Here is a 26,895-nt window from a genome sequence, read left to right on the forward strand (position 1 = left end):
ATTGGGTTTGATACAGATAGTTTTTCCCAATAGAGAGTTTGGTTGCCAAAAACCAGATACGATCCAATGAAGAGATATGTATGATGATGATTGAAAAAAATACCACAGAAACCCTGCTCAATTCCAGAACACCGATCCCTGAGCTGATCGAAGCCCTCAGGAATGAAGACAAGAATATCAGGAAAGATGCAGCAGAGATACTCGGCTCTCTTGGAGAAGAGGCGATCGCGCCTCTTTCCGCCCTCCTTGGAGATGAGTGGTGGGTTGTTCGGTACCGTGCCTGTGAGGCGCTTGGACTGATGGAGAAGCCCGATGCATACCCATACCTTCGTGCTGCGGTATCGGATGAGAGGGATCATGTCAGATATATGGCAGCAAAGGGGCTTGGCAGACTTGGGATACCGGAAGCGGCATCTGATCTTGAGCCGCTTCTTGAGGATGAGAACCCTTATGTCCGGAAGATGGCAGCCGGGAGCATCGCCCGGCTCAGAGGGTGAAGAAGACGGGCTTCCTGCAGAAGATATCGATCACCCCGTGCCGGATGGTATAGGTTGAGTGGAAGACATTGATCCGGGAAGGCAGGGGAATCCAGGTCTCGTGTTCGTTCACGACAATCGCCACCCGCTCCGGCTCAATCCGTGCATAGGGTGCCGAGGTGAGCGTCGGCTCCGGAGGCAGATCTGCGGTAATATAAATCCGGTTCTCAGTCTCGATCATCTCATAGGGGAGATCAGGAGGCTGATGCTCCACCGGAACGAGGAGGTACCCGCCAAAACCTCCTTCGGGACGGAGTATACAGCCGATGATACGGAGGCTTCCCCTCCGGTATGAGCCGTCACCTTCAGGACTGTGGTGCTTCATAGATCCCCTCGATACGGTAGCGTTCACCATCCAGGGTAACAATACCCCTCATGACAAGGGTGGCAAGCGATGCCTGTACCGCAGATGCATCTGTTTCCATCACTTCAACCAGCTCATCAAGGGTGAGATCCTGATGAGAGAGGGTGATAATAATATCAAGATCGATATCATGCCCTTTGTCACCCTGATTCATTCTCATGATATCATTCATCGTCGCCTCAATATCCCGCTCAAGGTTCTCTAAAGTATCGAGGATACGCTCCCGTGCATATGCCATACGCCTCAGCATTGAAAGGGATTCGATCAGCCGGAGATCGGCCGATGGCAGGCTTGCAGTACGCTTCTCTCCTTTTGTATTCCTGAGCGAGACGACGAGATCAAATTCTGTCTGGAGGTAGTAGTATTTCCTCCTCCTCTCATCCTGGAAAAAGCCGATGAGCGCTTCCCGCTCCATCATGTTCAGGTGCTCGATCACCGCCTTCGGGGAGAGGATCAGCCGATCGGATATCTCGGTTACAAAGCACGGCTTCTGGCGAAGCAGTTCAATGATACGCCTTCGGTTGCGGTTTCCAAGAATGTCGAGGAGGCGTGAGACCTCGAGGTGATCAAGCATACTAACATAATGTTAGGATTTTAATTATAAAAAGATTTCTATAAGAGGATCTGATCTCCTCTCAATAACTCATAAAAGGAACATTATGATGAGAGCCGGTAGTTCGGAGCCTCATCTGTTATGACAATATCGTGCGGATGGCTCTCTTTCATCCCGGCGGCGGTGATCCTGATAAAGCGGGACCGCTTCTTCAGATCCTCAATTGTCCTCGCACCGGTATAGCCCATTGCAGACTTCAGGCCCCCGACGAGCTGGTACACCACATCCGAGACCTCGCCGACATAGGGGATTGCTCCTTCAACTCCCTCAGGAACAAACTTCGTTGCACCGATTCCTTTTGCCTGGAAATACCGGTCGCTTGACTGGCCGCCAGTCATGACACCCAGCGATCCCATGCCGCGGTACTGTTTGTACCGCCTGCCTTTGATGACAATGATCCTGCCGGGAGACTCATCGGTTCCGGCGAGCATGCTTCCGACCATGATGGAGTCGGCACCCGCGGCAATCGCCTTTGCGACATCGCCTGAGAAACGGATACCACCATCTGCAATGACCGGGACCCCCGCCTCGTGCATCACGTCGGAGACAGCGGCGATTGCAGAGATCTGGGGGAGTCCGACACCGGCAACAACCCTCGTTGTGCAGATGGAGCCGGGCCCGATACCGACCTTGATCCCGTCAACGACATCAACAAATTCCGAGGCCGCCTTTCCGGTGGCAATATTGCCTGCCACACAGTCGGCTTTTGCGCTCTCCTTGATATCACGGACTGATTTGACGACATTCATATTATGGCCATGGGCACAGTCGATCACGAGCGCATCAGCACCTGCTTCGTCAAGGAGCATCGCACGGTCGAAATCGAAGGGGCCGACTGCGGCAGCCACCCTCAGTTTGCCATGTTCATCGCGGTTTGCCCGCGGGAACTGGCGTTTCTGGAGGATATCCTGCATGGTGATGATCCCAAGAAGTGATCCCTTCTTGTTCAGCACCGGCAGACGCTCGACTTTCTTCATGTACATCAGTTCGAGGGCCTGTTCAGGGGTGACATCCTCACCAACAGTAAATGGATCGTGTGTCATCACCTGTTCGACTGCATCCTCGCCACGCTTCCCAACGATTGCCCGGATATCACGCCTGCTGACGATCCCGATCAACTGGCCGTCCTCGACAACCGGGGCTCCGCCAATACCATGCTCATTCATCAGGCGCTCGACAGAGATGATCGTTGCCTTCGGATCGACATAGAGGACATGCCGTTCTATGAGATCGTCTGCACGCTTGACAGTCCTGACCATCTCTGCCTCGTCTTCAGCACAGAGGTTTCTGTGGATAACGCCGATTCCCCCTTCACGGGCAAGCGTAATCGCCATCTCATGCTCGGTGACCGTATCCATTGCAGAACTGCAGATAGGGATTGTCAGCGGGATATTCTTTGAGAATCGCGACCGGACATCGGCCTGGCTCGGCTCAACATATGATTCCGCAGGCTCGAGCAGCACATCATCAAAGGTGAGCGATATGGGGACATTCAACTTCTCTACAAACACTTCATCAGCTCCTGATCATTGCCAGTGCCTTCTCGACAAGTTCAGGCTGGATAGTGCAGGAGCGATCGCCTCCACAGACCATGCCCCGGACACCGATTATATCCGGGTCAATCCGCTTCAGGGGTGGGAGATCCTCAAATGCGATCGAGCCTGCAAGTGCAGTCTTCATGCCAAGCTGTCTGTTCTCCCGTGTAAAGGCAGTGAGATCGGCCTCATCCATGAAGGCAAAGGTGCTTTTTCCATCTTTTAGTCCTGTATCAATCATCGATACATCAACACCCTCTTCGCCGGCGATTACAGCCATATCAAAAGGAGAGATCGTCGATAGCCGCTCATAATCCGAATATGCCGCAATAACGACGGTCTTCCCGGGAAATTCGGGTTTGACAGCCTGAACAACCGCCCTGATCACCTGGCGCGCGTCATCAGGGTCAGAAAACATGAGACCTATCTTGACATAATCAGCCCCGGCACAGGCAGCCCCATATGCCGCAAGTGCGGCTGTTCCGGGCTTTGGCGCAAAATCGCCAATGGCAGCGGAGATCGGCTTTTCTCCAGCGATCTCTTTGATAGACCGGATCACCCAGGGGAAATTTGCACCAAGCGATCCTTCAGCAGGGCGTTTTACATCGACGATGTCAGCAGAAAGAGAAAGTCTGGCCTCTTCCAAAGAACTCGGGCTGACAAGTAATTCCATAGAACTTAATGATCTCCGATGATAATAGTGATTGCGTTATATCATGGAGCTCATTTGTGCAATCGATCTCAAGGGGGGCCAGGTGGTTCACGGGAGAGCAGGAAGGCGCTCGGAATATGCTCCCCTCACATGGGGCATCTCACCGACAGCAGAACCCCGGGGATATATCGAAGCGGTGCGGCCACGATCGGTCTATATTGCCGATCTTGACCGGATCGCAGGCGTGGGATCACATGACGAGACGGTGCTTGGACTCTCTGATCCCGTCTCCCGCTGCTATATTGACCGGGGGTGCCGGGGGCCGCCCGATATGCTTGATGCGCCATTCATCGAGAATGTCATCGGCACCGAGACCGCAGGAAGTGATCTCACCGGCTATTCGGGGGGATACCTGAGCGTGGATGTGAAAGACGGACGCGTCCTGCCGGGAGGGGAAGCGCCGGAAATGATCCTCTCCCGCGCAGAGGAATGGGGGTTCTCGGGCTGCATCTTCCTGCATATCTCCGCAGTGGGGGAAGAGTGTGGAATCGACCGCGCCGGGGTGGAGCGGATCCGAAAATCGACAGATCTGCCGCTCCTCTATGGGGGAGGAGTCAGGGATTGTACCGATCTCGAGACACTCGCCACAGCGGGATATGACGGGGCGATCATCGCAACCGCCATCCATACCAAAAAGGTGCCACTGGATCTCATCAGGAGGGGATCATTCTGCTGATAACAATCGAAGGAATTGACGGATCAGGGAAGAGCACCCTGGTGGAGACACTCAAATCGGAGTTGGCCGATCTGAACTGCCTCTTTACGCGTGAGCCGGGTGCCACCTGGATAGGAAAAGCGGTCAGGCAGGCGATAGCAGATGAGAGCGATCCCATATCAGAAGCCCTGCTCTTTGTTGCCGATCATGCGATGCACCTGAAGACGGTTCTTCGTCCCGCTCTTGCAGAGGGAAGAATAGTGATCTCTGACAGGTTCACGGATTCACGGTTTGCATACCAGCAGGTGACCCTTGCAGGCGTGATTCCCGATCCCCGCGGTTGGCTCACCGCCCTCCATGAGGGCTGGTCCCTCACCCCGGATCTGACATTTCTATTGGTGATCCCGCCGGCTTCTGCACTTGGGAGGATCGACAGGGGCGGCAGGCGCGAGCATTTTGAGCGGGAAGAGGTGCTCGCCGCAGTCCAGCAGGAGTATCTCGCCCGTGCAGAAGCAGAGCCGGAGCGCTTTGTTCTGATTGATGCAGAAGAGAAGATGGAGGCGATCGCCTCCTTTGTTGAAGATGAGATCAGGCGTGTGTGCGGATCGCCAGCAGGGCAATCCCGACAGTAAGGAGATCCACCTCTTCCCCCTCGATTGCATAGGAGAAGACCGGGGTATATGCACCCTCGGGAACAGTGATCTCTGATCCGTTCACCATCACAGAATCGACGCCCGCTTCAAGCGCGTCAGGTGGGAGCGCCCGGATCGCCTGCATCACGGCATTTGCTTCCTTTCTGAATGTGGGCCCGATAATTCCCATATTAAAGGTGATATCCGAGAGGACGCGGTCAAGATGCGGCTCCTCCGGCTTCCACTCGATATCGGCATTCGTACATCTCCCGGCATCTCCGCCATCATCGATGCTGATGCCGGGGGTATAGATGGTCACATGCCCAAGCGGCGCATTCAGGGCAAGACCGGCTTCGTGCTTGTATTTTCTCAGTTCAGATACGACAGAGACGAGGAGATCACCGTTCTCCTCTGCCCCGGCATCCGTATAATCCAGATGAGGCCATTCCTGGTCGATGATCCGGCCTCCTGCAAGGTGGTGGAAGCACTCGCTTGCAAAGAATGGAGTATAGGGTGCAAGCAGCCGGCAGAGGGTGTCAAGTGCTGTCTTTAATGTGAAGACGGCACCTGCCCGGGATGGAAGATCTGAATAGAGCCTTCCCTTGACAAGTTCGAGATAGTTGTCTGCGAGGGATGACCATGCAAAGTCCCGGATCGCCTTCAATCCCCGATCATACTGGTATGCGTCAAGTGCATCGGTCACCTCTTCAACAGTTGCTGAGAGTCGTGAGAGGAGCCAGCGATCTGCCAGTTCTGCTGGTGATTCGGCAGATGTCGGTGCATCTTTTCTGATCTGGAGCAGAGAGAAACGGACGATATTCCACATCTTCGTCTGGAACCGGGAAGCGGCGACGACATCGTTCCAGGAGAAGGTGATGTCTGATCCCATCGCCGCCCCGACTGCTGCCCACTGGCGGAGGGCATCGACACCATAGCGATCGATCAGCTCGTCCGGGGTGATGACATTATTCCTGGACTTTGACATCTTAAATCCGTCTTCCCCAAGTACCATGCCATTAACCATGATTCCTTCCCATGGCTTCTCTCCGGTTAAGGCAACTGACCTGAGGATGGTATAGAATGCCCATGTCCTGATAATATCATGACCCTGGGGACGGAGCTGGGTGGGATAGACAGCAGGTGTGGTCTTCCCATCCCACTTTGCTATCGCAAGCGGGGAGATGGATGAATCCATCCAGGTATCAAGAACATCCGTCTCACCGATGAAGCTCGTTGATCCACATTTCGGACAGGGTTGTTTTGGTGAATCGACGGTCGGGTCGATGGGAAGATCCTCAGGATCGGGGAGGATCATCTCACCGCAGCCTTCACAGAACCAGACCGGGATCGGTGTTGCAAAGAGCCGCTGCCGGGAGATGCACCAGTCCCATTCCATCTGGTGCGTCCAGTTCAATAGCCGGGTCAGCATATGTTCGGGATACCAGTTGATCGCTTTGGCAGTCGAAATGATCTCATCCGGCTTCACCTTCACAAACCACTGCCGTGCAGAGAGGATCTCAATCGGAGTCTGGCACCGCCAGCAGGTGCCAACCCGCTGGGGCAGTTCCTCCTGCCGTTTCAGGATCCCGGATCCCTTCATGTCCGAGAGGATCGCTTCCCGGCACTCCTTTGCCTTCATTCCTGCATATCTTCCACAAAGGGCGGTCATAACGCCTTTCTGATCGATTGCGGATCTGAGGTCAAGATTGTGGGACTTCCACCATATAACATCCTGCTTGTCACCGAAGGTGCAGATCATCACCGCACCCGATCCAAATGCCGGATCGACTGCCTCATCCTCGATCACCGGTACCGGATGCGAAAATATCGGGACAGTGAGGGTCTTTCCCTTCAGGCCGTCATACCGGGAATCTTCAGGATGGACGGCAACGGCTACACATGCCGCAAGGAGCTCCGGCCGCGTGGTTGCGATCTCAACGCCATCGAAGTCAAAATAGTTGAGGAGCGTGGTGTTCTCGGTATAGGCAACCTCTGCAAAGGCAATCGCGGTCTCACACCGGGTACAGAAGTTGACCGGATGTTCGGACTGGTAAATGTATCCGTCTTTTAGCATCCTCAGAAACGATGCCTGGGTGAGGCCAAAGTACGACTCATCCATTGTTATGTATTCGTTGCTCCAGTCGACCGAGAAGCCCATCAGCCGGAGGGAATGGCGCATCATCTCAATGTTCTCACGGGTGAGATCGCGGCACATCTGCCGGAACTCTTCCCGGGGAACATCATTCTTTGTGATCCCATGGATCTCTTCAACCTTCACTTCTGTTGGAAGGCCATGGCAGTCCCACCCCTGGGGGAACATCACATTAAAGCCGCGCATCCGTTTATAGCGGGCAACGATATCCATGTAGACCCAGTTCAGTGCATGCCCGATATGCAGGCGGCCTGTCGGGTAGGGAGGGGGGGTATCGATGACGTATCGTGGTTCTGCTGATTCCCAGTCAAAATAAAAATCTTCATCACGCCATTGATCGAGCCATCGCCGCTCAACCTCGGCATAATCATAGGTTTTTGAGAGATCCTCGGGTGACGACATTTATAACAGGTTGTCTGCGTCATCTGATATACTGTTCGCACTCTGTTTTGGAGAACGTGCGAACCTTCTTCTCTCACGTTCACCAATTCTTTTTATCCATGCAGAATCAGCCACGGCTTCTGGTAGCAACACTCTTTGCCATCATTGGGATTCTTGTCTCCCCCTTCGTTCAGCCAGCGTGGCTTTTTGCAATCTTTGTCATCTCTTTTTCAGCAGTCCTCTACCTGATCCGGGGAACACGGTATATTTCACTTGCACTGGGAGTAACAGCCCTCCTTTATGGGATCGGAATCCTCCCTCTTGTTGCATTCGGGGCAACAGTTGCGATCGTCACCCTCGGCGAACTAGCATACAGGGCAGCAGGAGAGGGAAGACGTGCCTACCTCCACTATACGGGAGGGGCATTTGCCGGCGCCCTTCTCGTGATGGCATATCTTGGGAGTATCGAGCCGCTGGTGTTGATCATCGGGGTGCTCGTTGCATTGATGCTCAGATCAATCCTCGAAGGACGGGAAGATGCCTATATGATCATCATGCTCGGTGTTGCCATGACGATCTTCCTCTTCATTGAGCTGGATTTCCAGGTAGATATTCTGCTCCTCTTCCTTGCCGCAGCGATCGCGCTTGTCTTCGGATATTCATCCTTCCGTGTCGGTGCAGCAGATCTCTCCGGACTCTTCTCAGGAGCTCTCATAGGAGTATTATTAATCGTCTTTGCCGATGTCCGGTGGTTTTTGGTGATGCTCGCCTTCTTCATCATCGGATCAGCAAGCACCAGGTTCCAGTATGCCCGGAAGAAGGCGATGGGGGTCGAACAGGAACGGGGCGGGGCACGGGGTTACAAGAATGCCTTCTCTAACGGGCTTGTAGGCACCGGGGCGGCCGTCATCTTCGGGCTGACAGGAGATCCCCTCTGGGCCGCCCTTTTTGTCGGGAGCATCGCAACAGCAACCGCAGATACCGTCGCCTCCGAGATCGGGGTGACCGGAGGTCGGCCCTATATGATCACCACCCTGAAGCAGGTTCCCGAAGGGACAAATGGCGGAGTCACAGTAAAAGGCGAGGCGGCATCGCTCCTTGGATCCCTCATTATTGCGGCGATCGCCCTTGGACTTCAGATGATCCCGCTACCGGTCTTCTTCATCTGCATCCTCGCAGGATTCCTTGGAACCAACATAGACAGCGTCATCGGTGCGACCCTGGAGAACCGGGGGATCATCGGAAACGCGGGCACTAACCTCCTTGCTACCTTCGGAGGGGGGTTGTCCGCGGTGGTGATGGTGCTGCTGCTGGCGTAGGAACCACAAGACAGTCCAAAAAGACCTGCTCGCTATTTCAGGGGTTGTTTGAAGCAGGTGCGGCGCGGGTATCGGGGGGGCGGGTGATCGAGGGTGCAGGCTGAAAGAGATGATAAAACCTTGCTCATCAGAGCAACCTGAAAGGCGATTCTTCGAATCGGGGTTTATCTGCTCTGGCAGCCCCGAAACATTCCTGCCCCTCCCGCGCCGTATATATTACAGCCACCGGGTTCAACCTCCCTGCGAAGCACCTGCGGACGGGGACGGGGCGGGGGGGGATTCTCCAGGGTTTCTTCTCCCATTAACCGGTTCTATCAGGGTAAAACCCACACGGATCGGCGAAAAGCCAAAAAAGCGGGAGTGTTGTTCCCCCTGATTATTCTCTGATTCAGCAGCAATACCGGCTCAATTCAGTACTTATACCAGCGCCCCTTCTCATCATAGACACCGACCTGCTGCTCGATTTGAGGCACCTCTCCAAGCCGCTGGAAGAAGGCTGCCTTGAAGGCGATGGTGAAGGGCGTTGCGATCAGCGCCCAGATGAAGAGGATGACTGCGGTTGCAAAGAGGGCATCAGGGCCGAGGAGGGCCATCACCTCTTCACCGCTCATTGCGCTGATCACTTCGGGATCCATTGCGCCGATCTCGCTCATCTTCTCCCATAGGAGCCCCATCCAGACAAATGCAAGGCCAAAGAGGAGGGTTCCGAGGACGACAATATTCACTATGATGAAGAGGAGGATTTTCCAGGAGTTGTAGAGGACGATCGTGATACTGGAGCGGATCGAGTCAAAGATCTTCTCATCCGAAAAAACCGCGAAACAGTCATAAAAGTACGTAAAGAGCATGAACGGGATGATGACACCCATTGCGATGAAGAAGATCATATCAGGAGTCGGGCCCCCTCCCATGAGTGCCATCGGGATTAACAGCAGAAAGATCGTCACGAATGCAGCAAAGACAATGATGATCAACGGCAACAGGATCCGGAAATAGTACCCGGTTGCATACCTGAGGAACGTGGCGAGATCTCCTTTCTTCTCCCGTATGATACCGTAACTCCCGGCTATAATGAAGGGGAAGAGCAGGAGTGAAAGGAGTTGAAGGACTCCGGATAGAGCCGGGCTGGCCCCTCCGATGAGTATGTCTCCGACTGAGACGGCACCGATCACCAGTCCTCCAAGCCAGAGAAGGGGATAAGCCTTCAGCAGCCCGAATGTTTCAGCAAATGCCTCTCGGATCATGGATCACCGGTTTCTTGGCATCGCGATCATCTCACGAACCTGGAGATCAAAAAAGGAGGAGGTGTGTGCCGGGCGGATCACCGCAGCACAATCTGCACCGCTCATAGTTCCGCCGACTGCGATCACCTCTTCACTGATTCCGATTGCACCCTGATCTGCTGCAATCAGTACACATTCAACAGCAACCTTCAGCCCGACCGCAACAACCCGCCTGAGCGCCTCTGCGATCGCCTCAGAACGCGAGCCGCCTCCGACCCGCGCGGACCGGGAGAGGGCGCGTTCAAGGCCGGAGAGGGCATGCGTGCCGGTGACGATTGTATGGCCTTCTGCAAGAAGTGATGCTTTTGCATCTTCTGAGAACTCCCAGACACCGGGCTCTGAAAAGCCGACGACATGTGACACCACAACAAGACGGATGCGTGTGCCTTTCACCGCCTTCTGGAAAGAAAGGGCGGTCGCGCCGGAGGTGCTTGCAAGGACAATTGTGTTGATCTGTTCCTCTTCTGCCCGTGCTATACAGAGCTGGATACAATCATCGGTGTTCTGTGGTCCGGGGGCGTCGAAGTATGCAGTTTCTCGTGTGATATAGCCCATGCATGTTAATATGCATCGGTCGTACATGTCAATTACGATGATCACGCTTGCACTTGCCGGAAAACCAAACTGTGGAAAGTCGACTTTTTTCAAGGCGGCGACACTCGCCGATGTCGAGATTGCAAATTACCCGTTCACCACCATCGATGCAAATCACGGGGTCGCCTATGCCCGTGTACCCTGCCCATGCCGGGAGCTTGGGCTTGAATGCGGCCAGTGTACTGATGGAGTCCGTTTCATCGGGGTGGGGCTTGTTGATGTTGCAGGACTTGTCCCGGATGCGCATCTTGGAAAGGGGCTTGGAAACCAGTTCCTTGATCACCTCCGATCTGCCGATGCAATCATCCAGGTGGTTGATGCCAGCGGAAGTACCGATGCCGAAGGGAATCCGGTCGACCCCGGATCACATGACCCGATGGAGGATGTCCGGTTTCTGCGGTATGAGATGGCGATGTGGGTCTCCGGGATCATTGAGAAGCATCTTCCGCGCCTCGCCCGGGCCTCACAGGGGAAAGAGCCGGCACTGATCGAGCTTCTTGCCGAGGCACTTGCCGGCCTTTCGATATCGGCAGAGGATATCCGCTCAGCAATTGATACAACCGATGTGGATCTCTTCAAGGCAGATGCGGATGCCCTCTGCCGGTTCTCTGATGCACTGGTTTTGATTAACAAGCCGATGGTAGTACTCCTGAACAAAGCCGATATGGCAACTGACGAGATGCTGAAACCACTGCCGCCTGAGATGATACGGGCGACTGCGGCAGGTGAGCTTGCGCTGAGAAATGCCACCACAGCAGGCTTGATCCGGTATCTTCCGGGAGATTCCGATTTTGCTGAGAGTGAGTCTGCCGGGATGACGCCACAGCAGAAGAAGGGGCTTTCAATGCTCCGGGATCAGATGAAGCGGTTGAATGGAACCGGTGTTCAGCAGGCAGTCAACCATGCCGTCTTCTCGATACTGGAGATGATCGTCGTCTATCCGGTTGAGGACGAGACCCATTTCACCGATGCAAAGGGGCGGGTGCTTCCAGATGCCTTCCTGATGAAGAAGGGATCAAATCCCCGTGATCTCGCATTCCGTGTGCATACCGATATCGGGAAAGGATTCCTGCATGCGATTGATGCACGGACAAAGATGCGGATCAAGGATACCACCGAACTCAAAAGCGGGGATATTATCCGGATAGTCAGTACGGCAAAGTGAGGTAAGTGGAGGGTTTTTCTGCAGGTGAAGCGTCAAAATAAAGCGAGGGGGGGCGCAGTCCTGCGAAAGCCTTATATTAGCTGGATGAGAAGGAGTTATTACGTATGGCTGGCGAGGTGTATCAGGCACAGGTGCTGAAGAATTTCTTCGATACGATCACCGGTACTGACAGGAACCTCACCAGGATCTCCATGTGCGTGGTGACACTTGCGAAGCTGAAGAGTGAAGATCCCGCCAAAGTCACATTTCTTTTAGACCAGATGAGAAAGTCACGGGAGAAGAAGGAACTCTCGATCGATATTCTGGATTACATGGTGGATGCCGCCGTCGCCCTCGAACTCGAAGTTGTCCAGACGGCATTTGGCGTCACCAATGTCAGGCAGCTTGCAGAAGAGTTCGGCTCAGTCTCGCTTGACTCGTTTTAGAGAAAGGGCATTATACAATCTTTTTTTCAATGAGAGAGCCTGCTCTTTATCCTGATGATTAGAGGTTGGGGGATTGTCCAGTTCAAATGATCAATTCTTCCCATTTGGATTGATCAATAGTGTCCATTTGGAATGGATAGATTTATCATTTTACATGAGTAGTATCGTATATCATGATCCTGAAGAGCGAGCTCAGAAAGATCTTACGATCCCAGAGAGAGGCAATGGGGAGGCGCAAGTCCGGCGTTATCCGGCAGGATCTTGTACGAGTGAAGCCCCTTCAGAATTTTGCCATTATTATCTCCGGAATCAGGCGGTGCGGAAAAAGCACGCTTCTTGTCCAGTCGATGAAGAGGGAGGAGGAGTTTTACTACCTGAATTTTGAGGATCCCAGGCTTGCTGAGTTTGAACTCAAAGATATTGAAATGCTGGAGGAAGCCTTTTCCGAGGAGTTTCATGAGGCTGATCTCTATTATTTTGACGAGATTCAGAACATCGCAGGCTGGGAATCATATGTCAGATATCTTCTGGAGAATGAGAAGAAAGTGGTGATCACCGGATCGAATGCATCGCTCCTGAGCCGGGAGCTTGGGACAAAACTGACAGGAAGAAATCTCCGGATCGAGCTCTTTCCATTCTCCTATCATGAATACCTGGACTACATGGAACGTGATGACTCGAAAGTATCGTTTCAGGATTATCTTGCTTCCGGCGGTTTTCCGGAGTTCCTGAGAACAGGAATGGATGAAGTCCTCCAGAATCTTCTGCTGGACATCATTGCGCGGGATATCATCTTCAGGAATCCCGTAAAAAACCCCGGAATAGTAACAGAAATTGCAGTCTATCTGCTGGGAAATAGTGCCAGGGAGTTTACACTCTCAAAATTACAGAAGATTTTTTCTGCAATTGGATCGGTCACCACCATCGCATCATATGTGGAGCTGCTTGAAGATGCGTACATCATCTTCACCCTGCCACGGTTCTCTTATTCCCAGAAAAGCAGGCAGATCAACCCAAAGAAGGTATATGCCATAGATAACGGGCTGATTCGTGCAAATTCAATACAGTTCTCAGACGATTCGGGCAGGTTCCTCGAGAACCATGTCTTCCTTGAGCTCAGGAAGCGTTACCGGGAACTCTTCTATTTCCGTGAAAAGGGTGAATGCGATTTTCTCGTTAAAGAGAAGACAAAGATCACAAAGGCAATACAGGTCTGCTATTGCCTGACCACCCAGAATAAAAGGCGGGAGATCGAAGGACTGGTAGAAGCGATGGAGTTTTTTGAGCTTGATTGCGGATATATTCTGACGCTGGACCAGGAAGAGGATATTCACGTAGCCGGAAAAAGGATCTCAGTTGTTCCGGCTAGGATATTCTCATATTGAGAGATAAGAAGCCTTCTCGCTATTTCATGTGGGTGATTTGAAGCAGGTGCGGCGCGGGTATCGGGAGGTGGGTCAGCGAGGGGGAAGGATGACAGGGGTGATAAACCCTTGCTCATCAGAGCAACCTGAAAGGCGATTCGTCGAATCGGGGTTTATTTGCTCTGGCAAACTAAAGGAGCATTCCCGCCCCTCCCACGTTGCATCTGCGGTCACCCAGTACAACCTCCCTGCGAAGCACCTGCGGACGGGACGGGGCGGTGGGACTCTTCGTGGTTCCTTCTCCCGGCGTACAATTCCTCGTGTATGATTCAAGCCTCTTCATAAAATGTTGCATCGAACCCTGTTTAAAACGCACATGGATGAGATAAGAGCCTTTTTTCTGTCTATCCCTTCCTTATCCGCCACTGGAGCCTCGCCGTCAGGATGATGATCGTCACGGTAAAGAGCACCATCAGCGGGAGTTCCTGTGGGATGTCGCTTGGCAGGATGAAGAAGATGACTGCATACAACGGAGTGAACATCGAGACGAGATCGCGCCTCGGATCGGCAAATGCCATCCCAAGCAGGAGGAAGGATGCGATGATACATCCCCAGATACCCGGTGCTGCAAGGAAGGGAAGGGGCAGGGTGATGCCAAGTGCGGAGAGAAGAACTCCAAAGATCGCAATACCGGGGGTAAGGTACCAGTACTGGTTGATCATCTCAGCGAATGGAGGGGTTGGTTTTGTCTGAGCCATTGATACCATTGTTTGTGCTTCGTATTGATATTCAATCGGTTTCTGAGATCGTCTGGAGACGTGAGACGCCATCGATCTCCCGGATCACTCCTACAACCGCTCGCGGCACATACTCTTCCCAGTCTTCTCCATTGAGCATCTTCTGCCGGATCGCCGTTCCGGAGAGGGTCTCCCTGAGGTACATCGGAGGGGATTTAATCGTGATTGATGCTTCTTTAAAGAGCTGGATCACAAGCGGGTTCGAGGTATAGCAGATATCAAACGGGGGAGTCATCGAGGTGACATGAGCCACCCAGAGGGCGTTTCTCCGAAGATCCTCAATCGGGATTACATAAAACGGACATCCGATTCCCTCGAGCGCGCGGGTGATCATCAGTACCCGCTCTCCGGCGGTGAAGGGGTTCTGTACATCATGGGAGAGCTGGGCGCTCCCCACACCGATGATGATCTCGTCAACCTCCTCTGCGATCCCTTCCAGCACCGCCTGGTGGCCGTTATGGTATGGCTGGAAGCGCCCGATATAAAAACCTCGTTTCATTCTCTCTGCACCCCTGAGGCAATCTGTGCGGCAAATGCACCTGCGGTGAAGCCTGCATCGATGTTCACAACAGTAAGCACAGCACAGGACTGGAGCATGCTGGCGAGTGCCGCCTCGCCTTTGCCCATGTACCCGTACCCGACCGATACCGGCACCCCGATCACCGGCCTGCCAACAAGCCCTGCGACAACTGCGGGGAGTGTGCCTTCCCTGCCTGCGCAGACGACATATGCGTCTGCGTCAAGGAGGGTTTGGAGTGCCGGGAAGAGGCGGTGAATCCCTGCAGCACCGACATCATATGCCGTGAGGGTTCTGCAACCCATCTCTTCTGCGATGATCCGCGCCTCTTCTGCCACCCGGATGTCCGAAGTCCCTGCGGTGATGATCCCGACTGTGCCGCTGTTGACTGGTTTTTCTGTTCCGTTCGTGAGGATGACGATCCGGGCATCACGATAGTACTCACAGGTGAGATCGGGTGCGGCTTTTTTGATAGCGTCAGCCTGATCGGGTGTAGCCCTGCTCGCAACACACCGGCCGGATGCCTCCACGTACCGTCTCATGATCTCGACCAGGTGAGAAGTATCCTTCCCCTCAGCCAGCACCACCTCCGGGATCCCGCAGCGGATCGAACGTCCGAGATCGATCCTGGCGACACCTGCAATCTCCTCCAGGCGGAGCCCGCTGATCTGATCGGCGGCTTCTTCTGGGGAGCATCTGCCGGATCTCACCTCTTCCATGAGATTCAGGATACGTGCATTCAATGGCATGGTCACTATTATCAAGGGACGAGGCGCATAATAAGTTCATTGTATGGATATCCTCTTTCTTGTCACCTGTTTTGGAGCCGCAGTTGTGATATTTCTCTGGATGCGTGATCTCCGGATCTATGGGAGAACCGGACAGCCACTCTATCGGAGGGCAGCACTGCGGGGCGTGATCTGGATGGCTCTTGCCTCTGTTGGGATTGCGTTTGCCTTCTTCGGCCAGTCGTTTCTTGGGATCGGTCTTATGCTCGCTGCACTCTATCTCCAGGGAAGAGATGAACGGGAGAAGGTATGGACCAGCGAAGGGAACCTGGAGCGGTTCTTCGGCGCAGTGAAGACAAAGAAGAGACAATAAGTAGGTGTTATATCATGATCCAGAAACCACGAGGGACACGGGATTTCTTCCCTGATGAGCTGGAAGCACGAAGGAGAGTCGAAGAGACAATGCGGGAAGCCGTCTCCCGCTGGGGGTATCGTGAGGTTTCCACTCCAGAGTTTGAGAATCTCGAACTCTTCACCCTCCGTTCCGGTGAAGGTATCATCGAAGAGATGTATGCGTTCCAGGATAAAGGCGGCCGCGACATTGCACTTCGTCCAGAACTGACAGCTCCGGTCCTCAGGATGTATGTGAATGAGGCAAAGGTGCTGAACAAGCCGGTCCGCTGGTACTATTTTGGAGACTGTTTCCGATATGAACGGCCGCAGAAAGGGCGTTATAGGCAGTTCTGGCAGTTTGGCATAGAGCTTGTCGGCGCAGATTCTGCGATGGCCGATGCCGAAGTGATGGCTGTTGGCTATGATCTCCTCCGGTCAACCGGAGTCTCTTTTGATCTGCGTGTCGGCGACCTTGCGATGATGCGGAGCCTGCTTGCCGATCTTGAGCCGGATCTCCAGAAGAAGGTCCGTGCCTGCCTTGACAAGCGGGATTATGGTGCACTGGAGGATTTGGGGCTGGGGGGAGATCTGGCCGTATCCTTAACTGCGCTCATCGAGTCGAAGACACTGGATGATGCATTTGCAATCACAGGTAGCATACCTGAAGAGGAGCGGATCCGCGGAACCTTCGCAATACTTGATGCACATGGGGTGCAGTATGTTCAGAACTTCGGGATCGCCCGCGGCCTTGACTACTATACCGGATGCGTCTTCGAGGCATTTGCTGAGAATCTGGGTGCTGAGAACCAGATCATGGGTGGGGGGGCATACCGTCTTGCCCACCTCTTCGGAGGCGAGGAGACGCCATCTGTTGGGTTTGCGATCGGGTTTGACCGCGTGATGGTCTCTCTTGGGGAGCAGGAGGTGAAGAGGCCGACAACGGTTGCAATTGCCACAACCCCGGAGGGACGGCTCTTCGGGATCACGGTGGCTGCTGCCTTCCGGCAGGCCGGCATCCGGACGATTGCTGACCTCATGGGAAAGAGCCTCTCTGCACAGCTCTCGCAGGCGGCAAAACATGCTGATTACGTGGTTGTGATCGGCGGCCGCGAGGCTGAGGCAGGTATGGTGACACTGCGGGATCTCGCAACCGGCAGCCAGCAGACCATATCTCTTGAGGAGGCTGTTGCCGGGGTGGTTGGCAGTGGTACTCGCTGAGGAGCTCGCTAAGCAACAGAAGAGCATCAGCGTTGCGGAGTTCTTTGAGAAGAACAAGCATCTCCTCGGGTTCGACTCCCCTATCAGGGGAATTATTACCACGCTGAAGGAAGCAATCGACAACGCACTCGACGCCTGCGAGGAGGCAGCAGTCCTCCCCGATATCCTTGTAATCATTAAGAAGACCGAGTCCGGGACTTTCACGATCGCAGTCGAGGATAACGGCCCCGGCATTATGCCCGAACAGGTGCCGTTTGTCTTTGGGAAGTTATTGTATGGATCCCGGTTTCACCAGGTACGGCAGAGCCGGGGGCAGCAGGGGATCGGGATCTCGGCTGCGGTTCTGTATGCACAGCTGACAAGCGGCATCCCCGCAACGGTGATATCACGCACCAGTGCGAAGACAAAGGCCCATCGGTTCACCCTGATGATTAAAACCCAGACAAATGAGCCGGATGTGCTCTCCCACGAGGAGATCGACTGGTCACTTCCGCATGGCACCAGGATTGAGCTTGAGTTTGAAAGTTCGATCTCGGCAAAGAAGCGGCTGCTTGAGTACCTGAAGTATACCTCGATCGTCAATCCCCATGCCCGATTCCGGGTCGAGATCGATGGTGAAAGTTCCACCTTTGAACGGGTCTCCGGGGAGGCGCCCCCCTGCCCGCAGTCGATCAAGCCACACCCCTATGGGATCGAGTTTGGAATCCTGAAGCGGATGGCTGCTGCCAGTGAGATGACGGTGGATCTCTTTCTTCAGGAGGAGTTCTCCCGTGTCGGAAAGAAGACGGCAACAGAGATTTTGTCTCATGCCGGATTGAACGGATCTGCGGCTGTCTCGAAGCTGGAGCCGGGGGATCTGAAGAAACTCCTCACAGCAATGCAGGAGGTGAAGATCCCGGCGCCCCCGGCATCCACCTGCCTCTCCCCGATCGGGGAGGATCTGATTCTTTCAGGGCTTGAGAAGGAGTTTTCACTCGATTTTGTGAAGTCACGGAGCCGGGCGCCGGGTGTCTTCTCTGGCCACTCGTTTGTGGTTGAGGCGGCAATCGGGTATGGTGGACGGCTTGAGGCTGAAGGCTCAGCCCGGATACTGCGGTTTGCCAACCGGGTGCCGCTCCTCTACCAGCAGGGAGCCTGTGCGATCACCCAGTCGGTTGCAGCAGTGAACTGGAAAAGTTATGGGATCGCACAGTCCGGACTTCCGATCGGGCCAATCCTGATCCTTGTGCATATCGCCTCGACAAATGTGCCGTTTACCAGTGAGAGCAAGGATGCGGTTGCGTCCATCCCGGAGATCGAAAAGGAGATCGTCCTTGCACTCCAGGAGCTTGGCCGCGACCTGAAGGCCTTCCTCTCCCGGCGGGATCGGAACCGGATTGCAGAAGATCGTGCCCGTGCAGTCTGTGCGATCATCCCTGATATCGCCCGGAAAGTCTCGGAGATCGTGGAGAAGCCGGTTCCCGAGACTGCCGCGATCGAGGGGCGGATCATGCGGCGGGTTGTCGTGAAACGGGAGCTCCTTGACGGGAAGGTGCAGATCCGGATAGATAATCATACCACAAAGCCAATTGAACTGACCCTGTATGATATCTCTCCCGATACCGGTGAGGGTGCAACGGTTGCCCCGGACTTTTCATCTGAGCTCGATGGCGAGGTGACCAAGTGCTGGCGGGTCACAGTTGAGCCTGCTGCTTCCTGGATGACGGCATATCCGGGTGCCGGGGGCGGGAGCCTGACGGTACAGGGGATGGATGAGTCGAAGATGGTGGTGATGGATTGTGAGGAGTGAGGGTAAAAAAGGGGATAGTTGGATATGATTATAAAAAATATAAAAATATTTCAGACCTGTATTCCTGCACGGGTGAGGGCATCCTTAATGGATGTGAGTTCCTTTCTGATCTCCTTGAATTCGTCATTTAGATATGACCGGGTATCTTTCCTGAGGGACGTAATCTCATCCCGGGTCTCTTTTCCGACCTCGAGCATCTGGTCCTGTTTATTCAACATCTGATCCTGCTTATCCAGAGTCTGATCTTGTTTGTGGAGGCTGGTATCAAGTTTCATATCCATACTATGCAGAACATTCCCTGCATAATCCATCCGCTCAAATGTCTCCAGCTGGATATCTCCCCTGATGATATCAAAGTCGCTGTATGCTCCGGTGGGCTCTTCCCATATGACCGTAAACGATTTGACCGCAATGGGCCGCTGGATGATATTAATCCGGTTGATCAGGTCAAGCAGGTCTGATTCTTTCCCTTCTGCAACGATCTCCACCTCTCCAGTGTCCAGATTTTTTACATACCCGGAGATATCTGTTTCAAATGTCTCATTGTAGACATGCTCCCTATAGCCAACCCGCTGAACACGCCCCTTCGCAATAGCGACAAAACGTTTCATTGTACCTACTATGGAAGAGGAAGATAAAATAGTTTCTTCCGGCCGGAGATCAGAGATGTCAAAATTGAGCATAATTATAGCTATTTGGAGTCATTTGAGCCATAAATTGCCTGAATAGGAAATTACCTGAACGAGAAAAATGTTTTGTGACTGACACAATCGATACGAAACAGAGGTCACGGGAATCACAGCCTTTCCTTCGCGGACTCCCTACTCTCCCGTGTTTCTGCTTTCAGCATATCAAGTACCACTGCATGCCTTGCATGCTTCAATCCTCTGGCAAACGTCTGTATGTTGCCTTTTTTTCCGGTCAACAGATACTCCGCTTCTCTCTTTCTTTTCTCTGCTCCATCGTGGGAGCTTTCATACGTGTCTGAATAATACTCATCATCAGACTTGTCTTCCATCTGTTTCATCTTAATCAAATCTTCACTCACTTAAAATTCCCAGTACTCAACTCAAACCTTCGCCCACTCCGGCATAGGTGGAGAGCCTGAGCGCCTCCTGGAAGCGATCTTCGCCGTCTCTACCATATGCAGATATTCTTCCATGGTCAGCGGAAAGTGATGACGGTTTGCAAGGAGCTGGTTGATGAAAGCAGATTGTTCTCTGCTCCAGACCTTATTTGGAACGCGCCTCACCCATTCAGCAGATCTCAGAACAAACCTGATCCGCTCCTCCCGAATCTGCTCCCGGTGTTTCTGATCAGGCGGATTCATAGGTTACTCCGGATAGCAGGTTGAAAAATTAACTCGTCAATGACGGGAGAATAGATGGTAGAATAGCTATATCCAATGATCTCTTCAGCCCGAAGTACTTCAAGAAGCAAGTCCAATACGTGTGAGAACCGGGCAGTGCTAAACGCATAGAGTAGACCATTATAACCTGAAATACCGATCCCTCGAAATAGGGGCCCCTCGTTTAGAACATCGATGTGCATCAGTATAACTCTTCAAGGTCTTTTTCGGCCATATTAAGGATGAATTCTTCAGGGGCAGTAAGCAGGGCTTTTTTTCTGGGATCGCTTTTTCAATCTGACAATCGCTCTTTCTCCCTCATTCTCCATAGATTGATCCAGCTGATTGGTCATCTTCAAATCAACCTTCCATCCACTTCGACCGGCATAACACCACTTCAGGATACACTATGAAAAAGGAGCATATAATAGTGACTCATCTCCATATTTCTGAGCCTATAATCCCTTTTATGGAACAAATCACAATAGATGCTGTCCTATTTCAATCTCACCTAGTCATCACGGTCTGATCGATTGTTCAAAGAGGGGAGAGAGGCACATACCATTCTTTTGGCGCGATAGCGCCCTAATCCCCATGGCGGTGCGAAGAGCACCGCTCGGTGACCGAATGGTCGCCAACCCCAAAGACGAAGCGGGGGTTGGCAGTGCCCCCCGCGGAGTCAGAGTGGGTCTAATTGGGTTTTGGTCATAGGGAAATATCAATATGGAAGTAGAGGACATTGAAAGAATGAAAAATATCCGAGCGGTAGACCATTCAGACAGTTATTTCATAGAAGGCTGCCAAAGCATGGTTAATTCTGTATACTGTAACCACCAACACATCCATATAACAAACTGATACCTATCAGGGAAAAAGATCCACACCCCAGAGGAAACCACATTGAAAGAAATTCCAAAGAGCGATCAGAAAAAGAACACCCACACAATCAGCCGTCTCGTTGAGATAGCACAGGTGTGGTACGACCAGATCGCTGATGGCGAGATCCCCTCGATCAGGCTGCCGACCCGAACAAAGCAGAATATAACGTACGATGATGCATCCGAGGTCTGGAAGTACGGGGAGCGGGAGAGCACAAGGGCTGCTTCAACCGCTAGGGGTGCAACACACCTCCTGAAGATGGCCTATGTAATCGGGTTCCTCAAAGGGCAGCTCACAGAGAACCGCTCATCGACACTCAGGGAGATGTATTATATCTCGGAATCCTGGAAGAAGGCGAAATTCACTGCCCAGGATGAGAGCAACTACCTCGTCGAGGATCTTGAGATCGTCACCGCACTCGAACGCGAGGCATTCCATCTTCGGCCTGAAGAGGATGGGGCATCGGTCTTTGGACCTCTCAAACTCAGGGAGACGACCCGGCGTGGTGCCCGCGAGATTCATTGCAGGGACGATGTCGGGGAGGCCGGGTATGCGATACCGAACAATGTCGGGAGTGTCGAGTTTATCGATCATGACGCGAAGTTTGTCATTGCGATGGAGACCGGCGGTATGTATGCCCGTCTCCAGGAGAATGGCTTTGACGAAGAGTACAACTGTGTCCTCGTCCATCTCAAGGGGCAGCCGGCCCGGTCGACCCGGCGGATGCTGAAGAAGCTGAACGAGGAGCTGAAACTCCCGGTTCTTATCTTCACAGACGGCGACCCCTGGAGTTACCGGATCTATGCCTCGGTCGCCTACGGCTCGATCAAGAGTGCGCATATGTCCGAGCTCCTGGCCACCCCGGCAGCCCAATTCATCGGCGTCCAGCCCTCTGATATCAGGGATTACGATCTGCCTGCCGACACACTCAGCGAGCAGGACGTAGCCGCCCTCAAGGCTGAGCTGACCGACCCCCGGTTTGCGACAGACTATTGGAGAGAGCAGATCAATCTCCAGCTCTCGATGGGGCTGAAGTCAGAACAGCAGGCGTTTGCAGCAAGGGGGCTGGATTTTGTGACGGGGGAGTACCTGCCGAAGCGGTTGAAAGAGATGGGGGTTGTGTGAGAAAACATGGTTGACAAATATCGCCTGGGGATTTTCGCGAATATGTTCCCCAAGAAACTGGGGGATCACTCCGGGATCTTTATCAAGCGGATGGTCGATGATCTCATCGAACAGGGTATTGATGTCAGACTTGCAGTAAAACCCAACCGTTCTACTCTAGGGTACCCGGCCTTTTTTATTGACAGCCTCTGGCTCTGCTTAAAGAAAGATATCGACATTCTGCAAGCCCACTACATTCCACACAGCAGTATAGTTTCGGCACTCTTCAAGGGGAAGAGACCACTGATCCTGAAGTTTCATGGTGACGATGCCAGAATTTTCCCATTTAAGTCCCCGATACACCTGTCGATAACCCGGTGGATGCTGCACCGTGCAGACTACGTACTCTCCTCAAGTGAAGAGATGAGGAAAACGCTGATTGGAATTGGAGCAAAACCAGAACGATCCGCATCAATTGCGTCCGGGGTGGATACACACACATTCAAACCAATGGATAAAAACGAATGCCGGGCTTATTTTGGCATTGATAGAGAAAGAATGGTCTTCCTCTATCTTGGAAGGTATCACCCTTGGAAGGGGATACATGAGCTGATAGAAGCAGCAAAACAGTCCCCCGAGGAACTCTTCATCTTTGCCGGAACCGGGTCACTCCCGGAACATCCCGATAATTGCATCGATATCGGAGCCATTGAACCGGAGAGGGTTCCCACACTGATGAACTGTGCAGATTGCCTCATGCTTCCAAGTTACACAGAAGGCCTTCCAAATGTCCTTATGGAAGCACTCTCCTGTGCTATACCGGTGATCGCAACGAAGGTCGGCGGGTGCCCTGAAGTAGTACAGGATAGAAAAACAGGGCTTCTCATCCCTCCAAAAGATATCACGGCACTCTCGGAGGCTCTTTATTGGATGAAGGAGCATCATTCTAAAAGAATATTGATGGGAGAAGAGGGGCGGCGCGATATGATTGAGAGATATGAGAGAGAAAAACTCATCACACAGATGATTGATATCCACAGAACCCTACTGGAAGGAAAACGATGACGCAGTCCGCAGAATTAATTCGTAAAATAATAGATCGCAAAGCAACAATCTCTGTCATTGGCCTAGGATATGTAGGCCTCCCAACTGCCGTCTTCTTTGCTGATGAAGGCTTCAGGGTTATCGGGGCTGATCTTGATGAAGCGAAAGTGCAGGCAATCAATAGCAGACGATCGCCCCTCCAGGAGCTTGATCTGGACACACAACTCGCAGATGCAGTAACACAGGGTCGGCTCTCAGCCACAAGCAATGTTGTACAGGCAGTACGGCAATCTGATATCTGCCTTATCATTGTGCCTACTCCGGTGACTGAAGCAAAGGAACCTGATCTGAGATATATCCAGGCAGCATCCCGTGATGTCCGTGACGGACTTCATCCAGGTATGCTTATTGTCCTTGAATCAACCACCTATCCCGGCACTACCGAAGAGATCGTACAGCCCATTCTCGAAGAGTCCGGGCTTGTTGCCGGAGTCGACTTTGGTCTTGCCTACTGTCCTGAACGATACAATCCGGGTGATGCCGCACACCCCATCAGGCAGGTTGCACGGGTTGTCGGGGGCATCACTCCCGAATGGACGGAGGCGGCAGTACAACTCTATGCATCGATTATTGATGCTGGTGTGCATCCGCTTTCATCACTCCGCACTGCCGAGGCAGCAAAGATTATCGAGAACATTCAGCGGGACCTGAATATTGCGCTCATGAATGAACTTGCCCTCATCTTTGAGCGGATGGATATCGATGTCATGGAGGTGATCCGGGCAGCTTCAACGAAATGGAACTTCAATATCTATTACCCCGGACCGGGTGTCGGGGGGCACTGCCTTCCGGTTGATCCCTATTACCTGACAAAGAAGGCGCAGGAACTTGGATACCATGCACAGGTGATCCTTGCCGGGCGGCGGGTAAATGACGCGATGCCGCTTCATGTCCTCGATCTCCTCATTGATGGCCTGAATGAGGCGGGGAAGCCACTGAAAGGGAGCCGTATCCTCGTTCTCGGAGCGTCATATAAAGCCAATACAGCAGATCTGCGGGAGTCGCCATCAGAGGTGCTTATTCGTGAGGCTGTCGCACGGGGAACTCATGTGTCGGTTGCAGATCCGTATTGTGACACCGTGGAGGTCTTCGGATGCCCTGTTGTGTCAATTAAAATGAAGATAATAACCGGATATGATGCCATTGTCTATATGGTGGATCATGATGCATTCAAAGTTCAGCTTGATGGCATCGTTCAGGAAATGGTACCAGGAGCCGTTTTTATCGATGGGAAACGCGGTGTTAACCCGGTGATGGTTGAGAGCTCTGGTTTGGTTTACCGGGGAGTCGGGTATTCACAGAGGTCATAAATGAGAGCGAGATGTCACCCAAAACCTATTTCCGATTCCCTATTGCATCTTTTTTCTAATATATCATTAACCAGGATGATCTAATGTGTGGAATCTGTGGGTATGCGGGATTTGATGACCCTTCACTCCTTACTAAGATGCAGAAGGAGCTCCACCATCGCGGCCCTAATGATCGTGGGACATTCACCGGTGAGAGAGTGGGGTTTGGCCACACACGGCTCAGCATTATCGATCTCTCACCCCGGGGCCGACAGCCACTTGGGAACGAAGACGGCAGTGTCCAGACCATATGCAATGGCGAGATCTACAATTACCAGGAGATTCGCAGAGGGCTTTCTCACCATCAGTTTTCTTCAGACTCCGATACCGAAGTGATCGTCCATGGGTACGAAGAGCATGGCGAGGGTATTTTGGAGCATCTCCGTGGAATGTTTGCATTTGCGCTCTATGATGCAGAAAACCACACAATAATCTTAGCAAGAGATCCAATAGGGAAAAAACCCCTCTATTATTATCTTTTTGATGGCAAGATCATCTTTGCATCTGAGATAAAAGCACTCCTTGCCTGCTTTTCGACACTCGGAATAGAGAAGAGAGTTGATCCAGAAGCATTGTGTGTGTTTTTACGAAACCAGTTCATACCTGGTGAGAGGACACTCTTTTCTGGAGTAAGAAAACTGCTTCCGGGTCATCTGATGACCTTTGATGTTCGAACAGGCAAAACGTCGATTCGCCGGTACTGGCATCTTGGAGAAGGAGAGTACGAATATGATAGCCATGTTGCAACAACACGCGTACGAACCCTCCTCGAAGAATCGGTCCGTCTCCGGCAGATCGCCGATGTGCCTGTCGGATCGTTTCTCTCGGGTGGAATCGACTCAAGTGCCATCACCGCTCTTGCCGTCAGGACAGCTGATGAACCATTTCATACCTTCAATGCGGTCTTCTCCCCATACTTCTCTGAAAGCAGATATGCCACAATGGTGGCAGAAGCCCTTGGAACCGAACATCACACAATCCAAATCGATGCAGTAGATGTACTGAAGGAGATTGACACCATAACCTGGCATTTTGATGAGCCACTTGCAGATGCTGCGGTTATCGCCAACTATTTCCTCTCCCGTGAAGCAAAACGGCATGTCACTGTGGTGCTGGCAGGGGAAGGGGCAGACGAACTCTTTGGGGGATATTCAAGTTATGTTGCAGCAGAGCGATACGGCTCTTGGTATCGCCTGCCCGCAATGGTTCGGCGCGCCCTGAGAATGGGTCTCAATGCAATGCCCTTTTCCGGGAACCCGGAGTTGAATGCCAGCCTCCAGTATGCACAGTATTTTGCCTGTGAGACGCTTTCAGACGCCCAGCAGCACACATGGACACTGACCGGGTTATCTGATGCGGAGATGACACGGCTGGGCCGTCCTGCGTGTAATCATGCATCAAATGCTTACCTCCCTCCTCCCCCATTTCAGGACAGGCTGAATGCACTCCTTGCGATGGATTGCTTGAATCATCTCCCCGAACTCTACCTGATGAAGGCGGATAAGGCAACGATGGCGCATTCAATCGAAGAGCGGGTTCCGCCGCTTGACCTGCACCTTATTGAGTATGCATTCCGGATACCGGGTTCGATGAAGATTGCAGGTGGTGTTGAGAAGTGGATATGGAAAGAAGCAGTCCGCGATCTCCTTCCAAGGGAGGTTGTTGAGAGGAAGAAGCAGGGGTTTGGGGTGCCCTATCAGCAATGGGTGGAGTCTGAGCTATATGATGCGGTTACATCTGAGATTGATGGAAATGAGTTTCTGCGAGCAGTATTCCCGAAGATGAAACCAATCCCTTCAAGAAAGAAGATGAAGCGGGGGAGGAATGCCATGCACTTCTGGAATCTATATGCGCTGGGACGGTGGGGGGAGGTGTTTGAGGGTAGGTTAGGATGATTTTTCACCTAGAAATTAATAATCACACAGAGCAATGTATATTA

27 protein-coding genes are annotated in these 26,895 nt (G+C 52.8%); 14 read left to right on the top strand and 13 right to left on the bottom strand.

The window, feature by feature from the left end:
• Positions 1-80 precede the first annotated feature (80 nt).
• Positions 81-497: a HEAT repeat domain-containing protein gene (locus ACYUBO_RS08425; protein ID WP_460373532.1), complete on the top strand. Its 417-nt coding sequence runs from the start codon at positions 81-83 to the stop codon at positions 495-497.
• Here the strand turns inward: ACYUBO_RS08425 and ACYUBO_RS08430 are convergent.
• From ACYUBO_RS08430 to ACYUBO_RS08445, 4 genes are all read right to left on the bottom strand, one after another.
• Entirely contained in the window at positions 487-861 is a 375-nt protein-coding gene (locus tag ACYUBO_RS08430) for a hypothetical protein (RefSeq protein WP_460373534.1), read from the bottom strand. The two genes, ACYUBO_RS08425 and ACYUBO_RS08430, sit on opposite strands and share 11 nt — an antisense overlap.
• Positions 842-1,474 (bottom strand): ArsR/SmtB family transcription factor, encoded by a 633-nt coding sequence (locus ACYUBO_RS08435; RefSeq protein ID WP_300333844.1) that lies wholly within the window; start codon positions 1,472-1,474, stop codon positions 842-844. The genes ACYUBO_RS08430 and ACYUBO_RS08435 overlap by 20 nt, the downstream gene beginning before the upstream one ends.
• 83 nt (positions 1,475-1,557) lie before the next feature.
• Positions 1,558-3,024 (bottom strand): IMP dehydrogenase, encoded by a 1,467-nt coding sequence (gene guaB, locus ACYUBO_RS08440; RefSeq protein WP_460373536.1) that lies wholly within the window; start codon positions 3,022-3,024, stop codon positions 1,558-1,560.
• 4 nt (positions 3,025-3,028) lie between these two features.
• A complete protein-coding gene (locus tag ACYUBO_RS08445) occupies positions 3,029-3,721 on the bottom strand; it encodes a (5-formylfuran-3-yl)methyl phosphate synthase (RefSeq protein ID WP_460373538.1) in 693 nt (230 codons plus the stop codon).
• Between the two features lie 43 nt (positions 3,722-3,764).
• Between ACYUBO_RS08445 and ACYUBO_RS08450 the strand changes: the two genes are divergently transcribed.
• Positions 3,765-4,436, top strand: a complete 672-nt coding sequence (locus ACYUBO_RS08450; RefSeq protein WP_460373540.1) for a HisA/HisF-related TIM barrel protein — start codon at positions 3,765-3,767, stop codon at positions 4,434-4,436.
• Positions 4,430-5,047 carry a dTMP kinase gene (gene tmk / locus ACYUBO_RS08455; protein WP_460373611.1) on the top strand — a complete coding sequence of 206 codons (618 nt, stop codon included), beginning with the start codon at positions 4,430-4,432 and terminating at the stop codon, positions 5,045-5,047. Before ACYUBO_RS08450 ends, tmk begins: the two co-directional genes overlap by 7 nt.
• On the opposite strand, the gene ACYUBO_RS08460 is transcribed toward tmk, so the two are convergent.
• Positions 5,004-7,601 carry a valine--tRNA ligase gene (locus ACYUBO_RS08460; RefSeq protein WP_460373542.1) on the bottom strand — a complete coding sequence of 866 codons (2,598 nt, stop codon included), beginning with the start codon at positions 7,599-7,601 and terminating at the stop codon, positions 5,004-5,006. The genes tmk and ACYUBO_RS08460 overlap by 44 nt on opposite strands.
• 98 nt (positions 7,602-7,699) lie before the next feature.
• On the opposite strand from ACYUBO_RS08460, the gene ACYUBO_RS08465 reads away from it, so the two are divergent.
• A complete protein-coding gene (locus ACYUBO_RS08465) occupies positions 7,700-8,899 on the top strand; it encodes a TIGR00297 family protein (RefSeq protein ID WP_460373544.1) in 1,200 nt (399 codons plus the stop codon).
• A 410-nt stretch (positions 8,900-9,309) separates the two neighbouring features.
• Here ACYUBO_RS08465 and ACYUBO_RS08470 read toward each other — a convergent pair whose 3' ends face one another.
• On the bottom strand, positions 9,310-10,143 hold the full coding sequence (locus ACYUBO_RS08470; RefSeq protein WP_460373546.1) for a DUF7847 domain-containing protein: 834 nt from the start codon (positions 10,141-10,143) through the stop codon (positions 9,310-9,312).
• A gap of 3 nt (positions 10,144-10,146) precedes the next feature.
• Positions 10,147-10,737, bottom strand: a complete 591-nt coding sequence (locus ACYUBO_RS08475; protein WP_300334573.1) for a pyruvate kinase alpha/beta domain-containing protein — start codon at positions 10,735-10,737, stop codon at positions 10,147-10,149.
• Positions 10,738-10,774: 37 nt separating this feature from the next.
• Here ACYUBO_RS08475 and ychF point away from each other — a divergent pair, with 37 nt between their 5' ends.
• The 3 genes from ychF to ACYUBO_RS08490 all read left to right on the top strand — a co-directional run bounded on the left by ychF (position 10,775) and on the right by ACYUBO_RS08490 (position 13,751).
• On the top strand, positions 10,775-11,941 hold the full coding sequence (ychF, locus tag ACYUBO_RS08480; protein ID WP_460373613.1) for a redox-regulated ATPase YchF: 1,167 nt from the start codon (positions 10,775-10,777) through the stop codon (positions 11,939-11,941).
• 104 nt (positions 11,942-12,045) lie between these two features.
• Entirely contained in the window at positions 12,046-12,366 is a 321-nt protein-coding gene (locus ACYUBO_RS08485; RefSeq protein WP_460373548.1) for a hypothetical protein, read from the top strand.
• A gap of 173 nt (positions 12,367-12,539) precedes the next feature.
• Complete coding sequence (locus tag ACYUBO_RS08490) at positions 12,540-13,751, top strand: ATP-binding protein (protein ID WP_460373550.1); 1,212 nt, start codon at positions 12,540-12,542, stop codon at positions 13,749-13,751.
• A 383-nt stretch (positions 13,752-14,134) separates the two neighbouring features.
• Here the strand turns inward: ACYUBO_RS08490 and ACYUBO_RS08495 are convergent, their stop codons facing one another.
• The 3 genes from ACYUBO_RS08495 to larB are packed head-to-tail and all read right to left on the bottom strand — an operon-like array spanning position 14,135 to position 15,793.
• The gene (locus ACYUBO_RS08495) at positions 14,135-14,488 is read right to left on the bottom strand and encodes a hypothetical protein (protein WP_460373552.1); all 354 of its coding nucleotides are present in this window, start codon (positions 14,486-14,488) and stop codon (positions 14,135-14,137) included.
• A 31-nt stretch (positions 14,489-14,519) separates the two neighbouring features.
• Positions 14,520-15,026 (bottom strand): nicotinamide-nucleotide adenylyltransferase, encoded by a 507-nt coding sequence (locus ACYUBO_RS08500; protein WP_460373553.1) that lies wholly within the window; start codon positions 15,024-15,026, stop codon positions 14,520-14,522.
• The gene (gene larB / locus ACYUBO_RS08505; protein ID WP_460373555.1) at positions 15,023-15,793 is read right to left on the bottom strand and encodes a nickel pincer cofactor biosynthesis protein LarB; all 771 of its coding nucleotides are present in this window, start codon (positions 15,791-15,793) and stop codon (positions 15,023-15,025) included. The genes ACYUBO_RS08500 and larB overlap by 4 nt, the downstream gene beginning before the upstream one ends.
• Before the next feature lie 43 nt (positions 15,794-15,836).
• Between larB and ACYUBO_RS08510 the strand changes: the two genes are divergently transcribed.
• From ACYUBO_RS08510 to ACYUBO_RS08520, 3 genes are read left to right on the top strand one after another with little or no spacing between them, the layout of a single operon-like run.
• The gene (locus ACYUBO_RS08510) at positions 15,837-16,145 is read left to right on the top strand and encodes an ABC transporter permease (protein WP_300330114.1); all 309 of its coding nucleotides are present in this window, start codon (positions 15,837-15,839) and stop codon (positions 16,143-16,145) included.
• 14 nt (positions 16,146-16,159) lie between these two features.
• Positions 16,160-17,383: a histidine--tRNA ligase gene (gene hisS, locus ACYUBO_RS08515; protein WP_460373557.1), complete on the top strand. Its 1,224-nt coding sequence runs from the start codon at positions 16,160-16,162 to the stop codon at positions 17,381-17,383.
• Positions 17,370-19,172 carry a DNA topoisomerase VI subunit B gene (locus tag ACYUBO_RS08520; protein ID WP_460373615.1) on the top strand — a complete coding sequence of 601 codons (1,803 nt, stop codon included), beginning with the start codon at positions 17,370-17,372 and terminating at the stop codon, positions 19,170-19,172. The genes hisS and ACYUBO_RS08520 overlap by 14 nt, the downstream gene beginning before the upstream one ends.
• A gap of 50 nt (positions 19,173-19,222) precedes the next feature.
• On the opposite strand, the gene ACYUBO_RS08525 is transcribed toward ACYUBO_RS08520, so the two are convergent.
• From ACYUBO_RS08525 to ACYUBO_RS08535, 3 genes are all read right to left on the bottom strand, one after another.
• The gene (locus ACYUBO_RS08525; protein ID WP_460373559.1) at positions 19,223-19,783 is read right to left on the bottom strand and encodes an acylphosphatase; all 561 of its coding nucleotides are present in this window, start codon (positions 19,781-19,783) and stop codon (positions 19,223-19,225) included.
• A 185-nt stretch (positions 19,784-19,968) separates the two neighbouring features.
• Positions 19,969-20,199, bottom strand: a complete 231-nt coding sequence (locus ACYUBO_RS08530) for a hypothetical protein (protein ID WP_460373561.1) — start codon at positions 20,197-20,199, stop codon at positions 19,969-19,971.
• A 42-nt stretch (positions 20,200-20,241) separates the two neighbouring features.
• Positions 20,242-20,502, bottom strand: a complete 261-nt coding sequence (locus tag ACYUBO_RS08535; RefSeq protein WP_460373563.1) for a DUF8150 family protein — start codon at positions 20,500-20,502, stop codon at positions 20,242-20,244.
• Positions 20,503-21,429: 927 nt separating this feature from the next.
• Here ACYUBO_RS08535 and ACYUBO_RS08540 point away from each other — a divergent pair.
• From ACYUBO_RS08540 to asnB, 4 genes are all read left to right on the top strand, one after another.
• The gene (locus tag ACYUBO_RS08540) at positions 21,430-22,524 is read left to right on the top strand and encodes a DNA topoisomerase IV subunit A (RefSeq protein WP_460373617.1); all 1,095 of its coding nucleotides are present in this window, start codon (positions 21,430-21,432) and stop codon (positions 22,522-22,524) included.
• A 42-nt stretch (positions 22,525-22,566) separates the two neighbouring features.
• Positions 22,567-23,568, top strand: a complete 1,002-nt coding sequence (locus tag ACYUBO_RS08545; RefSeq protein ID WP_460373564.1) for a glycosyltransferase family 4 protein — start codon at positions 22,567-22,569, stop codon at positions 23,566-23,568.
• The gene (locus ACYUBO_RS08550) at positions 23,565-24,917 is read left to right on the top strand and encodes a nucleotide sugar dehydrogenase (protein ID WP_460373566.1); all 1,353 of its coding nucleotides are present in this window, start codon (positions 23,565-23,567) and stop codon (positions 24,915-24,917) included. The genes ACYUBO_RS08545 and ACYUBO_RS08550 overlap by 4 nt, the downstream gene beginning before the upstream one ends.
• 83 nt (positions 24,918-25,000) lie before the next feature.
• Complete coding sequence (gene asnB / locus ACYUBO_RS08555; protein ID WP_460373567.1) at positions 25,001-26,851, top strand: asparagine synthase (glutamine-hydrolyzing); 1,851 nt, start codon at positions 25,001-25,003, stop codon at positions 26,849-26,851.
• Positions 26,852-26,895: the final 44 nt, after the last annotated feature.

It is taken from the genome of Methanocalculus sp. MC3 (genome assembly GCF_054767395.1).